Source organism: Alteromonas australica, from assembly GCF_000730385.1.
Classification (GTDB): Bacteria; Pseudomonadota; Gammaproteobacteria; order Enterobacterales; family Alteromonadaceae; genus Alteromonas; species Alteromonas australica.
The window spans coordinates 4,193,727-4,208,524 of the sequence record NZ_CP008849.1 but is presented as its reverse complement, the minus strand read 5'-3'; the positions used below and the strand labels follow the sequence as shown (position 1 = coordinate 4,208,524).

The following is a 14,798-nucleotide window of genomic DNA, read 5'->3' as shown; positions in this document are numbered from 1 at the left end:
AAGTTTTCTTTATACTTGCGGGTATCAAAAGAAAATATGTCATCTTCACACCACTGACATACTGGCGTGGGACTTGCCTGATAGCATAGTAAGCAGGAAACATTTAAAGCACGTTTAATGGACGCAACACGTGCTTTAAAGAATTGGGTCAACGCGCAGATAGACTTGCTCCTAAGTCGCGTCTTGCAACAGTTTAAGGATGTATACAGTGAAAGATTTGCATACAAACACTCCGCTTGTCACCCGTACTCAAGGCACAGGAAAAGATCTGGTTTTCATTCATGGGTGGGGAATGAACAGTGGCGCATTCACCTCATTTATTCCCTATTTAAGTGCCGATTTCCGAATTACCACCATCGACCTGCCCGGTTTTGGTGAAAATGCCGCGCATGTACCCACGCCCTATACGGTGGCTAACTTAAGTGAAATGGTCGCACCTTTAATGCCCCCTCAAAGTATCGTGGTTGGCTGGTCTCTTGGCGGTTTAGTGGCGCAGAAACTTGCTGCTCAACGACCCAATCTTCTCGCGGGGTTAGTCACTATTGCTTCTACACCACGGTTTGTTGCCGGGCCTTGTTGGCCAGGTATAGCGGCAGACTTACTGAATATGTTTAAGCAGCAACTAGAGAAAAATTTCAGTAAAACCCTTGAGCGCTTTTTAGCGATTCAAGCAATGGGAAGTGATACTGCTAAACAAGACATTAAAGCCATTCGTGAGCAAATAACCGAGTTTCCATCGCCATCGGAAGAGGCGTTAAAAGAAGGATTGCATATATTGTCTTGTGAGGATTTGCGCAGTGAATTAAAGCGCATTATTGTGCCTACATTGCGATTATATGGCAGGTTAGACAGTCTTGTCCCTACCAGTGGTATAGACCGTATTTGTGAGTTACACCCCCAAGCCGACACTGTGGTGTTACCTCACGCTTCTCATGCTCCGTTTATTTCCCACCCGCAGCAGACGGCCGATATTCTTTACAGTTTTGCGACCAACGTTTATAAACAGGAAGCGTCTTAATTTGGCGCTTTCTGTGTTTCTATGCGGCTGGTTATAAAATGGCCGAACAATAACTATAAAAAAGACAAGGACTTAGTTTTCCCCTCTACTTGTGTGCTTTTCTTTTTGTGCAAGCTGGTTAATAATTGCGCATGAGAGTGTAGAGGTAGTGTATGTCTAGTATTGTGACCAATAGTGTCAATTCAGCCATTGTGTCTGGCCAATTTGGCTTGCAGCAGGCGAATAGCGGGTTAACCCAAGCCGCCACAAATATTGCGCAGCAAACGGCGCAAGTGAATCTTGCAGAGAATGGCCCACAAGCTGTGCTGGCCGATGCGTCTTTGCAGGGGCTAAGTAATATACGTAATGTGCTACCCACCGCGAGCGATGATTTCACGTCTAACCTATTGTCATTAAAGATTAATAGCGTTAACGCGCAGGCTTCTAGCAAGGTGTTAGAAGTGGCGAATGAAACTGTCGGAACCATTATAGATACGCTAGCTTAAAAGGGGGTTTTAAAGTGAATATTGTCACGCCGATATTGACTGCGCTAGCGTTTCCTACGGCCAACTTAAATACCGAGTCGGCACGTAGAGACAATACCCTTCGAGAAACCATTCCCCAAGCAAGCGATGCTGAACAAGGCGCGTCCCAGAAAGGTTTGGGTTCAGATACTGATAAGGCAAGAACGCCTGGTCAACCCCCTGCACCGGTAACGTACGAACGCCCTCAAGTTCAATCTGAACTACAGGCCGCTTTTGATAATGTTTTTGGGCAAGAGCCTGACAATGCTGAAGATGAAAGCGCGGGTAAGCAAAACGCGCAAGACCAACAACAATCTCAACAACAGTCGCAGCAGCAAACCGAGCAAGAGCAACAAGAAATTGCGTCTTTAGAAGCTCGTGATGAGGAAGTTCGTACCCATGAGCAAGCCCATGCAGTCGCCGGGGGCCAGTATGCAGGTACGCCGCAATACGAGTACACAACGGGGCCAGACAACAAGCGATACATTACAGATGGCAAAGTCTCCATTGATATTTCAGAAGCGCAAACGCCAGAACAAACTTTAAGTAAAATGCAGCAGGTGCGCACTGCTGCGCTCGCCCCTGCGCAACCTTCCGCTCAAGACTTAAAGGTCGCTGCGGAAGCATCACAGAAAGCCTTTGAAGCACGAGCAGAAATTGCGGAAGAAAAAGCAGAAGAAAGCGGGCAAGCCTTAGCTTCTGAAGGCTCATCCTCACAAAGTAATGGTGTTAGCATCACACCCCCGTCATTAAATGACATCACAGATAACACCATAGAGCCTCCGACAAGAAGCCTTGACGATGCGGTTCTATCCGCGCAGGAAGCAGCAAAGGAAAACAGTGAGAAAAACGCCTATGCGGGTGGTGCACGTTCACTTGATTTTGGGGAAGCACAGGAAATCAGCCCAGCCATGGCGGCACGGGTAGGGCGTATTCAAAATGTTTATACGCAAGCCTATACACCTGCTTCACAAGGGTTTTCAGCGAGCGCTTAATTGGGTCACCTTACCCTCGTTTCTTTTACTTTGTTGTCATGGGCTAACCGGCGTTTAATACGCCGGCTAGAATGATGACTACACTTTATTTCTTGGCTTTAGCAAAAGCGTCGGCAAACGCATTACCCATGGCACTATTTTGTGGTTGAGCATTCCCTGTATTACGCTTTGAGCCTTTGTCATTGCGTGGACGTTGGGCTTTTCCTTTATTGGCCGTCGGTCCATTTTTGGCGGGGCGGGCAGAGGGTGTAGGGGTATCGTCTAAACGCATCGTAAAAGAAATACGTTTGCGTGCTACATCCACCTCAAGCACTTTCACCTTAACAATATCACCCGCTTTCACCACTTCTCGAGGGTCTGAGATAAACTTGTTGGTCAACGCCGATATGTGAACGAGCCCGTCTTGGTGAACACCCACATCCACAAACGCACCAAAGTTTGCGACGTTACTGACCACACCTTCTAAAATCATACCTGCTTTCAAATCGTTGATGGTTTCAACACCCTCTTTAAACGCTGCAGTTTTAAACTCAGGGCGAGGATCTCGTCCTGGCTTATCAAGTTCTTTAAAGATGTCTTGCACTGTAGGTAGACCAAAAGCCTCACTGGTAAAGGTGTCAGGCGACAGGCTTTTGAGTAGCTCAGTATTACCAATAATATCGTTCACGGCCACCGCCGTGGTATCAATGATTTTATCTACCACGGGATAAGCTTCAGGGTGAACTGCAGAGGCATCGAGGGGGTTAGTACCATTAATAATACGTAAGAAGCCCGCTGCCTGCTCAAACGCTTTGGGCCCTAATCGCTCTACTTTAAGTAATGACTTTCTATCTGCAAAGGCTCCGTTAGTGTCTCTAAAATGAACGATGTTATGGGCCAGTGTTTTATTTAGCCCTGAAACATAGCTAAGGAGCGCTGGCGAGGCAGTATTAAGGTCTACGCCCACGGCATTTACACAATCTTCGATGACACGGTCGAGAGATTTGCCTAATTGGCTTTGGCTAACATCATGCTGATACTGACCCACACCAATGGCTTTGGGCTCAATTTTAACTAATTCGGCCAATGGATCTTGTAGACGACGCGCAATAGACACTGCGCCACGAAGCGACACGTCTAAATCCGGCAGTTCTTTAGAGGCCAATTCAGAGGCCGAGTAGACGGACGCTCCGGCTTCACTTACCATGATTTTTTGGGCTTGAAGATCACTGTTATTTTTTAGCATCTCGGCAACTAGCTTATCGGTTTCTCGTGAGCCGGTGCCGTTACCAATACTGATTAATTCCACCTTGTATTGCTTACACAAGGTGGTGAGTGTACGCATAGATTTATCCCACTGATTCTGCGGGACGTGAGGGAAAATCGTGTTGGTGGCTAGGACTTTACCTGTTTTATCTACCACAGCCACTTTGACCCCTGTACGTAGACCGGGATCTAACCCCATGGTGGTTTTAGCCCCCGCTGGAGCGGCCATTAGCAGGTCGTTTAAGTTCTTGGCAAATACTTCAATGGCTTCCTCTTCTGCTCTTTCACGCAAGGTGCTGAACAGCTCGGTTTCCATATGTAACGCAATCTTTATTTTCCACGTCCACTGCACTACCTGGGCTAAGAAGTCATCAGCCGGTCTATTGCGGTGAAGAATATTATAGTGGCTGGCAATAAGGTGTTCACAATGTGAGCCTGACGCATTGTCGTCCTGTTGTGGATCGGCATCTAGCTGAATATGTAAAAGACCTTCGTTGCGTCCACGGAACATGGCGAGTGCACGATGGGATGGCACCGTTTTGTATTTTTCACTGTGTTCGAAGTAGTCTTTATACTTGGCCGCGTCTTTCTCTTTCCCAGGTGCTACCTTGCTGGCTAAGTGCGCGTTTTCAGTCAGGTAACGACGTATTTTTCCTAGCAACGAAGCATCTTCGGCGAAACGCTCCATCAAAATAAATCGTGCGCCTTCTAAGGCGGCTTTTTCATCAACAATTCCCTTTTCTTCGCTAATGTATTGGGCAGCGACCGTGGCAGGGGTAAGGCTTGGATCGGCAAACAGGGCGTCGGCTAGAGGCGCTAAACCTGCCTCAATAGCAATTTGTCCTTTTGTTCTGCGACGGGGCTTGTACGGAAGATATAAATCTTCAAGGGTGGTTTTGCTATCTGCGTTATTAATATCGGCCTTTAGCGTATCGGTGAGTTTACCTTGCTCATCAATAGATTTGAGAATAACACCTCGACGGTCTTCCAACTCCCTAAGGTAGGTTAAACGCTGTTGTAGGTTTCTTAACTGAGTGTCGTCTAAGCCTTGAGTGACTTCTTTACGGTAACGCGCGATAAAAGGAACGGTCGCTCCTTCGTCAAGCAATTGAACGGCTGCGTTTACTTGGTTGGGCTGAACCGATAGTTCTTCAGCAATTTTATTGATAATCATAATACGCTCTAGGCAATGGTTTGCGGGTGGATATTTATCGACCTTGGGCAAACTGTCTAAAAAATGAAAAATAAGATGGCAAGTATATCACCGTAGCATAGGAGAAAATGACTACTTATCCACCCACAATTGTATTTAACCCTAGGTTAGAGTTTGTCCGTGGTGTCGTACCATATTTTATTAATCCACCACTCTTTTATTCCAGCTTCGGTTTTTACGGATAAATCGTCATCTTCTTCTTTCCCCACCAGCGCTCTAGCCATAGGGGAGTCAATGGAAATGTAGTCTTTACGGCCGAAAATTTCGTCGTAACCGACTAATCGTAATTGCAGCACCTTCCCTTCGTCGTTTTCTATCTCTACCCAAGCACCAAAGAAAACTTTGCCCTCTTGCTGAGGGCTGTAATCAACCACCTTTAAATTTTCTAGGCATTTTCGCAAGTAGCGTACACGGCGGTCGATTTCCCTTAGTTTTTTCTTGTTGTATTGATAGTCCGCATTTTCACTTCTGTCACCTAAGCTAGCGGCCCAAGTGACCTTGCGGGTTATTTCTGGCCGTTCTTCACGCCAAAGGTGATCGAGCTCTTGTTGAAGCTTGAGGTATCCTTTGCGGGTAATAAGTGGTGTTTTCACAAGCAATTAGGTAAATTAAATAACGTTACCCTAGTGTATGAGGGTAAATATGCAGAAGGCAATATTCTACTACGTCATTTACTGGTTAATCTAAACTGGTCGGTTATTAGTTGAACATGAACCTTTAGTTTGTTGCTGTAGTCAAAATAAACAGGGAAAGGAGCAAGTTCTCATGGTTAAAACTTCACAAAACGGCCGCAGTTTGACCGCGGGTGAAAGCGATAAGCGCTTTGCCACCATAGGTACCATTCTAGGCTTTATGTTGTTTTTAAGTGGAGCCTTGCTACTGATTTACGGGTTTTTGGATATCGTAGTTCGAATCGAGAGTTTGAAAACAGCAGGATACCTGCTGATCGGTTACGTCATGTTCAAACTTGGACAAGCTATCATGAAACATTTTGCGGTGTTTAAAGTGCATCATGAACGTCGAAGAATGCCCCGAGAGTAAGAACATCGGTGGGTTAAAACTTACAGTTATAAGTGACCAGGTTTTATCGTAATAAAGTCCAAAAACTGCACAGTTTCCCCCGCCTTTTTTCGCAAAAAGGCACTATGCTTAAGAGGTAGATTCGAGATACCTCACCGAATAACTCGCATTACTATGTGAGAACGGATAAGGGGCCATCACCTTCGTGTGATGTGTCGTTAAGTCCGAGGGAAAAGGTAAGCATGGATTATGCTGACTCAACTAAAAAAGCCGACACAATTTTTTGTGTCGGCTTTATTCTTTACGCGGAATAATACCGCTTATCAGGCCATATTATTCAGCAGCGCCTTCGGCGTTTACCGGAATCACTTCTAGTAACTCAACATCAAAGATAAGGGTCGAGTTAGGTGTAATGGAGCCTGTAGCGCGTTCACCATAGGCTAGCTCTGAAGGAATGTGGAAACGGTATTTCGCCCCTTCTTTCATCAGCTGTACACCCTCAGTCCAACCTGGAATAACCCGATTTAGCGGGAATTGAGCGGGTTCATTGCGGGCATAGGACGAGTCAAACTCTGTGCCGTCTAAAAGCGTACCGCGGTAGTGCACTTTTACTTCATCTTCTGCCGACGGGCTTTCGCCTTCGCCTTCTTCTAGCACTTCGTACTGTAAACCAGACTCGGTCACGATAACGCCATCACGTTTTGCGTTTTCAGCCAAGTAAGCTTCACCAGCCTCTATATTTTTTGCTGCGGCGGCTTCGGCCATTTCCTGCTGTTTGGCACGCAATACTTGCTCACCTTGTTGAGCAATTTCTTGAATTTCTTGCTGAGTGAATTTCAGTGAATCGTTTAACCCGTCATTAAACCCTTCTTTAAGGGCAGCTTGATCTAAGGGTAAACCTAGCTGTTCTTGCTGTTGTGCGCGGTTATTTACAAATAACCCCATACTCGCACCCATTGCATACGCTTGCTTCTGCGCATCTGTCATTGACTCACCTGAGCCACTTGGCGCTTGTGTGGTTTCAGTTGTGGTGGTAGTTGCTTCATCTGACGTATTTGGCTGGCAAGCAAACAAACCTAGCGCAGCCAGGGTAGATAGGGCAACAAGCGACTTCTGCATAAAAACCTCTCCATAAATTTTTCATCATGCTTCTGTGTCTTTACTGCTGCATCTAAGGCAGTGTGCACGATAGTGAAAGATGCGTGATCCGTGCTATGTTAAACGTAGCACTCACAAAGCGAAACCCATTTGATTATGTTTAGGGCTGATTTGTTCCCCACAAAACTGTTACTTATCTCGTTAGTTTGTGGATTGGTAGGGTGTAGCCTGCCAGAAACCACACCGTTAATGCAATGGCGTCATGTTGAAGAAGGGGCGTATGCGGCAGATATTTCTACCGACGGTACTCTCGCTGTTGTTTCCGGCATCAATAATGGTGTGAACGTATGGCGCATTGGTGAAGAAAAGCCGCTTTATCATTGGGGTCATCAAGGTGAAGGGAATAATTTAGTCATTTCAATTCACATCGCCGCCGATAATTCATACGCGGTTACCGCAGATAGAGAAGCCTTTGCGCTGTGGAGCTTGGAAACTGGCGAGCCAGAAGGGTTCTGGCGAATTGACGAGGCTTCTATTCGAGATGTGGCAGTTACCAACAACGGTGAGGGCATTTTGGTGGCTCGTTCTAATGGTAAGGTGATGTTCTTTGAGCCGCGAACGCAACGGCGTTTAGAGTTTCTTGGGCATCAGGAAAAGGTAAATTCGATTGATATTTCGCCCAATGGAAAATATGCCCTTACCGGAGGCAACGACTACATCGCCTATTTGTGGAGCACGGATACTGGGCAAATAATCCATTCTTTTACCCATCCCACGCGGGTGAGCAAGGTGGCTTTAGATGATAGTGGCCGCTTCGCGTTTACCGCTGACAGCCAAAACAAATCGCAAATTTGGAATGTGCAAACCGGTGAACCTGTGAGTACGTTACGGTATTTTGCGCGCCAGCGTATTTTCACAGACGCTGAGTTTTCCAAAGATGGTAAGTATTTACTTACTGGTTCGCCTTCGCGACAGGTTTATCTGTGGAATGTTGAAGATGGTAGCCAAGAAGAGAATTGGCAAGTGGCTTCCCGCGAGTCTGTGTCGCCACCCACTGCAGTTGTCTATGGCGTTGCCTTTCAATCCAATGGTACTATTGTGACTGAAAGCAGCAGCGGTTTAGCCGAAGTTTGGCAATGGGAAAAATAGAGTAATTAATGAGCGAAAATAAACGTGAAGAAGCGCTAAGCGAAGCACTTGCAATAGCCAACAACAACATTGAAGAGTTGCAAACTAAGGTGGCTTTTCAAGAGCACACGATAGAGGCGTTAAATGAAGCCTTGGCGTCACAGCAAAAGCAACTTGAAGATTTACACTACAAAGTGCGTCATGTGATAGACCGTGTTAAATCTATCCAGCCATCCAATATTGCAAAGCAATCTGAGGAAATGCCTCCGCCGCACTATTGATTTCGTGCCTGCGAGGTAGACGCATCCGTTTGTTTTTTCGACGGTAATGTATCTAATTCAACAGAATCTTCTACATCGCCACTCAATGCTTTCACAAAGGCATTTTTAATCAGCGCGCCTAATGCAGACCACATACTGGTATCAGGGTTGGCAAGGTTTCCTTCAAGGGGGATGCGTGTAGCGACCTGATCTTTACTCTGGTTTTCAAACAGTTCAGTGAAGAATGCTGAGATAAGTTCAATACCGCCTTCAATTGGGCCGTCACCGTCTTCTTCAATATCACCTTTCCACGAGAAGACCTCTACGTGATGAAGAATCGGTTTTACATACCCTTTAACTTCGCCATTGTCAGCCGCCAGTTCGGCAGCGAGAGTTAGGGTGCCCGCCTCTAAATCAAAGGGGGCGTAGGTATCTAGTAGGTTCTTAAAGTTCACCAGCGCAACATTGTCAGCTTCAAGATTAATATCAAATGTAGGCTTTGCCGTGGCAGGATTGAGTGAAGCGTCCACCTTTACGCTACCTTGGTCGGCTGTTTGTGCTGTGGCCGATCCGGTAGCAACGCGGTTGTCTGACAACGCGTCGCTGTTCACTAAATTAGATAACGTGCCATTGATTTGATGCAGGGAAATATCAATGGCTGGGCTTGTCTGAGGGTTGTAAAAGGTAATTTTTCCCTGCTTTATGGTCAGTGCGTCTATACGCAAAGGGAAAAGCTGATTCGCTATGTTCAACCAATCTTCATTTTTACCGACTTGGTCTTTGCTTTCGTCTGCCCCATCCACAAAGTTAATTTCTGGGTCAATGAGATGAACACTGCCAACGGCGGCACCTTTAAACAATTGTGACCAAATGAGGGTGAATTCCACCGAATTGGCTCGAAAAAGCGGGCGCTCCACTTCTCCATTGGCTTTATAAAGAAGCACATGTTGTAGTCGATAAGCCCCGCGCCACAGCATGATATCCACGTCTCCCACGCGGCCATCATAGTTCCCTGGCTGGCTTAAGGTACTGTTTATATACCATTGGGCGGCATAGGGTAGGCTTATTCTTACGCCAAGCAGTAAAATCAGTACCACGGAAAGACTGATGACGATTCGACGATTGTTACGTTGCATAGTGATCTCCTTATGGCTTATGCCATCAAAGAGTATGCCTAGATAAAATGTCTATTAAGAATACACTCTAGGTTGTTGAAATTATTTGTTTTAAAATGATTTTGCGAGGGAGGTGGAACCAAGAAGCCACGGGCTAAGAAGAGATAAACAGTGTGGCTTCTACAGTCAAAAGGGTAAAATTTTCCAGCTTTGGCAATGTTTAATGGGGTTTAAATATGCCGATGACGTTTTCGTTTTCTCGGGTAACCGCTTCCACGCTTTCGTCGGTTTGAACATCGTGATAGCCACAAGACACGCACTCAAGCTTTTCTACATTGTTTTCATAGTAGAGGGAAATAGTATCGAGCTCTTGGCATTTAGGGCAAACTGCGCCCGCCACAAAGCGACGTTTTACTCTCTTTTGCATAATAAATCTCAATCTTTGTTATCAGTCTATTATACAGCGAAATGACCGTTGCTGATCAGCTTTTAACGAGAGTTTTTGGTATTATACGCCACTTAAATTGTTCCAATACAGGTACCGGATGATAAAGCTCACTAACGTATCGCTGATGAGAGGGCGCAAAGTCTTACTCGAAGAAGCGTCTGCACAAGTATTTCCTGGCCACAAAGTTGCGCTAATTGGCAGCAATGGATGCGGCAAATCTTCACTATTTGCCTTGTTACGTCATGAATTAACGTTAGATGCCGGTGATTGTACCATTCCAGCCGATTGGAAAATTGTGAGTGTGGCCCAAGAAACGCCATCCACTGACCGAAAAGCCATTGATTATGTGATTGACGGAGACAAACATCTCAGACAATTACAGCACTTACTTGCGCAAGCCGAACGTGCAGAAGATGGTGTGGCCATTGCTCAGGCTCATGGGCAATTAGAGCAAGCAGGCGCATACGATGTGGAAGCTAGGGCGGCCACCATTTTGTCTGGTTTAGGTTTTACGAATCAGCAGTTAGACGCGCCGGTATCAGACTTCTCTGGTGGTTGGCGTATGCGACTTAATTTGGCGCAAGCACTGTTGTGTCCGTCTGACCTCCTTTTGCTCGATGAGCCCACCAACCATCTCGATTTGGACGCGGTGATTTGGTTAGAAAAGTGGTTACAACGTTACGCTGGCACCCTATTACTCATATCTCATGACAAAGCCTTTATCGATAACACAGTGGCACAAATTATCAGTGTGGAGCAGCAAAAGCTGGTCACCTACACAGGTAACTATTCTGCGTATGAAACTCAGCGAGCTGAACGCTTACGTTTGCAAAACCTTGAGTTTGAAAAGCAGCAGCAAAAAGTAGCGCACCTCAATGCCTTTATTACGCGATTTAAGGCGAAAGCCAGTAAAGCAAAGCAAGCACAGAGCCGTATAAAGCAGCTGGAAAAGATGGAAACCCTGATGCCTGCCCATGCTGCCAGCCCGTTCAGCTTTTCATTTGCGCCCCCTTCTGCCCTCCCCAACCCTTTGGTTAACATGGAGCATGTACAGCTTGGTTATGGCGAACACATTGTGTTGGAACAGGTTAAATTAAACTTAGTGCCCGGCAGTCGTATTGGCCTACTTGGGCGAAATGGACAAGGTAAATCTACCTTAATCAAATTGCTTGCTGGCGTACACTCTCCTATGCAAGGCATGTTTGATACTGCAAAAGGGCTGAAAATTGGTTACTTTGCGCAGCATCAGCTTGAAACCTTGGACCCTTCGGCTACGCCAATATTGCACTTACAGCGTTTAGATGAGAAAGCCACGGAACAGCAATTACGCGATTATTTGGGTGGGTTTGGGTTTAACGGTGATGAAGCACTAAGCGAAGTGGCGCCCATGTCTGGGGGAGAAAAAGCGCGCTTAGTTTTGGCGTTAATTGTTTATCAAAAGCCCAATTTACTGCTTCTCGATGAGCCGACAAACCACCTTGATCTAGAAATGAGACATGCATTAAATGTGGCCTTGCAAGGGTTTGAAGGCGCCATGGTACTGGTTTCTCACGATCGTTTCTTACTGACGTCAGTCTGTGAAGATTTCTATTTGGTTGATAGCGGTCAAGTCGATACGTTCAATGGTGATTTGGATGATTATCGTGACTGGATTTTAAAGCAACAAGCACAAGACAAAGCCAAAGCGAACAGTGATGCTAAAGCAGCGAATAGCGAACCGAGTGAGCAAAAAGAACGTAAAATAGACAGGAAAGAAGAAAAGCGCAGAGAAGCCGAGTTTAGAAAACAAATCGCGCCTTTTAAAAAAGCGCTCGAAAAACATGAAAAAGCGTTGGATAAATGCACCGGGCGTTTAGCCGAGGTTGAAGCATTATTGGCGGATAGCCCGTTATATAGTGATGATAAAAAAGCGGATTTAATGGCTTTGTTAGACGAACAAGCATCGATAAAACAACAATTGGAAGAGCATGAAATGGCATGGCTAGACGCTCAAGAACACATGGAACAACAAAGAGCGGCCTATGAAAAACAGTGAGGTATTACTTAGTAGGGCGGACTTTTGGCGTTATAGCTATATCACCTACGCTATTGATGACGTGGCCCCAGCCTCGTTAACCCTTCAAGACAGGTTTGGCGTCAATGTGAATCTTATTATGTTGTTGTGTTGGTGTTTGCAAGAAGGCGTTATTTTAACGCTAACCCAATGCCAGCAATTGATTGAGTGTGTAGAAGACAGCGAACACCAATTAAAAGCGCATAGGCACAAACGGCATGCTGCAAAGCCAAAAGAGGATGAGGTTTCAGCGCGATACGACGATTTGAAAGCGGAAGAACTTGAGCTGGAAAAAGCACAACAAGCACTAATTTTGGCGCAGTTTAATCAATTCGATGTGTCGTATCTACCTAAAGAAGCGGCCGTCGGTGGAAATGTCTTTAATGCGTCCATTGCTGCATTTATTAACGCCTATGCGTTACGAGAAGCGCCTCAAGCCCGATTACTATTAAGCGCCATCATTAAAGCGCTACCTTAAAATAAGAAACACTATGAGCAAATCTGCGTTAGCACACGGAAAAATCGTTAAAAGCCAATTTCGTATTCCTACTTGGGCGAAAAATCGTCACATTCAAACCATTTGGCCTAGGTTCATACAAAAGCGGTTGCCTTTAACCTATGGTATGGAGAGGTTAACGCTGCCCGATGACGATTTTGTTGACGTGGCGTGGGGGCCAAAACCTGCGGAACCCTCAGGTGTGGTGGTGCTATTTCACGGTTTAGAGGGCAGTATCCGATCACATTATGCCAACGATATGATGGCCACGTTGTCGGTGAACGGGTGGCAAGTCGTGATGATGCATTATCGAGGGTGCAGTGGCGTCCCTAATTTAAAGGCGAGAGCTTATCATTCGGGAGAAACGGAAGATCCCAGCTTCTTTTTGCAATGGATTAACGACAAGTTTCCTTCCCTGCCCAAAGTGGCTATTGGCTTTTCGTTGGGCGGAAACATGTTGCTGAAACTACTGGGCGAAAATCCTGCTCAAAAGTGGCTGCAAGCCGCCGTAGCGGTGTCGTCACCCTTGAAGCTGTCTGAATGTGCGAAGTCGATTAATCATGGATTTTCCCGAGTTTATCAAAAATATCTGCTCGCCAGCATGAAAAACACGTTGAAGAAAAAGATGGCGTACATTGATTACCGAAAGCTTATTCAACTCACGGAAGACGATGTAGACAGCATGACGAGTTTCTCACAGTTCGATGAGAAAATTACCGCGCCACTGCACGGTTTTGCTGATGCACAAGATTACTACGAAAAATGCAGTGCTTATCATTTTCTAAGTGCTATACATTGCCCAACATTGGTTCTACATAGTATTGATGACCCCTTTATGAACCACCTTATTGTGCCAAAAGAGGAAGAGCTAGCGCGCAGTGTCACGTTAGAACTCAGTGAACGTGGCGGGCATGTAGGCTTTATGCAAGGCTCTATTTTAAAACCGAAAGTTTGGTTACATGAACGGGTAAAGCGCTTTGTTAGTGAAGTGCTGCCTATCAATTCTGACACGCCTTATATGGACCCCGTATGATCATTCCTTTAGACGCCATCGAAAAAGACACCCTTTACAGCATAGCTGAAGCCTTCGTACTTCGAGAAGGCACAGACTATGGCGAACAGGAAATTAGCCTTACCGATAAAGTTGAGCAAATCCTTAGCGCACTGCATTCAGGTGATGCTGTATTGGTGTATTCAGAGCTTCATGAGAGTGTGGATATTCGTCCAAAAGAGGACGTTTTGGCTAACGGTAACGATGAAGAATAAAAAAGCCGGTCGGGTGACCGGCTAACCATCCTGAGGAAAGGAAGGATTAAAATGCATATCTGGCGTTAACTTGAAGTATGTCTAAATCATCAACAGATTTGTAGCTTGCGCCAAACGCCCATTGAGGGGTGACATAGTAGTTAGCCCCTATTTTTATGGTGGCTTCTCCATCGAAGACGTCGTAATAGCCAATTTCACCATTTAATTCGATTTGTTCTGTCACCATAGAACGCAAACCAGCATTGATGCTGTAGCCATTCTCATCGGTGGCGTCAGCATCAAGCTGTTCAAAGTTGGCAGTAAAATAGGCGTCTGTGGTGCTATTGATAGGCATACGATAACCTGCACCTAATGTAATAAGATCAAGATCAAAGCTGCCCTCTTCTACGCGGTTGTACTCACCGTTTAAAAATATATTGCTGTTAAGAAGATATCGGCTGGAGACGTTGAAGCCATCTGGCTCAAAAGATTCATCATCGTCGAAGTCGATTTTAGTGTATCCCCCTTCTACATATCGCCAATCTGGCGTGTCTGCCAGAGCTGGAAAGGAAAGTGTCGCTGAAACTGAGGTGAAAAGTGCGGTAAGTAGTGTGAGTGCTTTACGCATAAATGCTCCTTGTTATGTACAGATAATCATTATCTGCCTCGTTGTTACATGGGAAAGGCTGTGTTGTCCCGTGAATGTCTATAGGCAGTTACACGCTATTACCTTCATCCCACGACACTCATACAGCAATTGCCTTGCCAGCCGAGCGCTTGCGTTCCACATTCGACCCAAATTAGCTATCTATCAATCTGTTTTTCATGCCTTTTTCTTTTTTTGTGACCAAACGGTTTTAGCGTAAACAGAACAGGAAAAGGTTCTTGTCCTACACATAGGGGCCGATACGCTGAAGGAATGTGTTGCAAATTCACAACACTTATCCTTTTGTCTAAGTGC

At 45.7% G+C, this 14,798-nt stretch carries 16 protein-coding genes; 10 read left to right on the top strand and 6 right to left on the bottom strand.

The window, feature by feature from the left end:
* Positions 1-208 precede the first annotated feature (208 nt).
* The 3 genes from bioH to EP13_RS18325 all read left to right on the top strand — a co-directional run bounded on the left by bioH (position 209) and on the right by EP13_RS18325 (position 2,516).
* Positions 209-1,018 carry a pimeloyl-ACP methyl ester esterase BioH gene (gene bioH, locus EP13_RS18335; RefSeq protein ID WP_044058538.1) on the top strand — a complete coding sequence of 270 codons (810 nt, stop codon included), beginning with the start codon at positions 209-211 and terminating at the stop codon, positions 1,016-1,018.
* A gap of 152 nt (positions 1,019-1,170) precedes the next feature.
* Entirely contained in the window at positions 1,171-1,503 is a 333-nt protein-coding gene (locus tag EP13_RS18330) for a hypothetical protein (protein ID WP_044058537.1), read from the top strand.
* Between the two features lie 14 nt (positions 1,504-1,517).
* Entirely contained in the window at positions 1,518-2,516 is a 999-nt protein-coding gene (locus EP13_RS18325) for a putative metalloprotease CJM1_0395 family protein (protein WP_044058536.1), read from the top strand.
* A gap of 85 nt (positions 2,517-2,601) precedes the next feature.
* On the opposite strand, the gene EP13_RS18320 is transcribed toward EP13_RS18325, so the two are convergent.
* Together EP13_RS18320 and greB are read right to left on the bottom strand one after the other, a co-directional pair.
* Positions 2,602-4,935 (bottom strand): Tex family protein, encoded by a 2,334-nt coding sequence (locus tag EP13_RS18320; protein ID WP_044058535.1) that lies wholly within the window; start codon positions 4,933-4,935, stop codon positions 2,602-2,604.
* Positions 4,936-5,081: 146 nt separating this feature from the next.
* Complete coding sequence (gene greB / locus EP13_RS18315; protein WP_044058534.1) at positions 5,082-5,567, bottom strand: transcription elongation factor GreB; 486 nt, start codon at positions 5,565-5,567, stop codon at positions 5,082-5,084.
* A gap of 172 nt (positions 5,568-5,739) precedes the next feature.
* Between greB and EP13_RS18310 the strand changes: the two genes are divergently transcribed.
* Positions 5,740-6,015: a hypothetical protein gene (locus tag EP13_RS18310; RefSeq protein ID WP_044058533.1), complete on the top strand. Its 276-nt coding sequence runs from the start codon at positions 5,740-5,742 to the stop codon at positions 6,013-6,015.
* A 312-nt stretch (positions 6,016-6,327) separates the two neighbouring features.
* Here the strand turns inward: EP13_RS18310 and fkpA are convergent, their stop codons facing one another.
* On the bottom strand, positions 6,328-7,113 hold the full coding sequence (gene fkpA, locus EP13_RS18305; protein ID WP_044058532.1) for an FKBP-type peptidyl-prolyl cis-trans isomerase: 786 nt from the start codon (positions 7,111-7,113) through the stop codon (positions 6,328-6,330).
* A 135-nt stretch (positions 7,114-7,248) separates the two neighbouring features.
* On the opposite strand from fkpA, the gene EP13_RS18300 reads away from it, so the two are divergent.
* Together EP13_RS18300 and EP13_RS18295 are read left to right on the top strand one after the other, a co-directional pair.
* Positions 7,249-8,241, top strand: coding sequence for a WD40 repeat domain-containing protein (locus EP13_RS18300; protein WP_052364487.1), 993 nt, complete (start codon positions 7,249-7,251; stop codon positions 8,239-8,241).
* A gap of 8 nt (positions 8,242-8,249) precedes the next feature.
* Positions 8,250-8,501, top strand: coding sequence for a SlyX family protein (locus tag EP13_RS18295; protein ID WP_044449081.1), 252 nt, complete (start codon positions 8,250-8,252; stop codon positions 8,499-8,501).
* On the opposite strand, the gene EP13_RS18290 is transcribed toward EP13_RS18295, so the two are convergent.
* The gene (locus tag EP13_RS18290) at positions 8,495-9,616 is read right to left on the bottom strand and encodes a DUF748 domain-containing protein (protein WP_044058531.1); all 1,122 of its coding nucleotides are present in this window, start codon (positions 9,614-9,616) and stop codon (positions 8,495-8,497) included. The two genes, EP13_RS18295 and EP13_RS18290, sit on opposite strands and share 7 nt — an antisense overlap.
* A 199-nt stretch (positions 9,617-9,815) precedes the next feature.
* On the bottom strand, positions 9,816-10,022 hold the full coding sequence (locus tag EP13_RS18285; protein WP_044058530.1) for a YheV family putative zinc ribbon protein: 207 nt from the start codon (positions 10,020-10,022) through the stop codon (positions 9,816-9,818).
* Between the two features lie 118 nt (positions 10,023-10,140).
* Between EP13_RS18285 and EP13_RS18280 the strand changes: the two genes are divergently transcribed.
* The 4 genes from EP13_RS18280 to EP13_RS18265 are packed head-to-tail and all read left to right on the top strand — an operon-like array spanning position 10,141 to position 13,858.
* The gene (locus EP13_RS18280; RefSeq protein ID WP_044058529.1) at positions 10,141-12,078 is read left to right on the top strand and encodes an ATP-binding cassette domain-containing protein; all 1,938 of its coding nucleotides are present in this window, start codon (positions 10,141-10,143) and stop codon (positions 12,076-12,078) included.
* Positions 12,065-12,574, top strand: coding sequence for a TIGR02444 family protein (locus tag EP13_RS18275; protein WP_044058528.1), 510 nt, complete (start codon positions 12,065-12,067; stop codon positions 12,572-12,574). Before EP13_RS18280 ends, EP13_RS18275 begins: the two co-directional genes overlap by 14 nt.
* 13 nt (positions 12,575-12,587) lie before the next feature.
* On the top strand, positions 12,588-13,625 hold the full coding sequence (locus EP13_RS18270; RefSeq protein ID WP_044058527.1) for a hydrolase: 1,038 nt from the start codon (positions 12,588-12,590) through the stop codon (positions 13,623-13,625).
* Entirely contained in the window at positions 13,622-13,858 is a 237-nt protein-coding gene (locus tag EP13_RS18265; protein ID WP_044058526.1) for a YheU family protein, read from the top strand. The genes EP13_RS18270 and EP13_RS18265 overlap by 4 nt, the downstream gene beginning before the upstream one ends.
* 46 nt (positions 13,859-13,904) lie before the next feature.
* Here EP13_RS18265 and EP13_RS18260 read toward each other — a convergent pair whose 3' ends face one another.
* Entirely contained in the window at positions 13,905-14,465 is a 561-nt protein-coding gene (locus EP13_RS18260; RefSeq protein ID WP_044058525.1) for a porin family protein, read from the bottom strand.
* Positions 14,466-14,798: the final 333 nt, after the last annotated feature.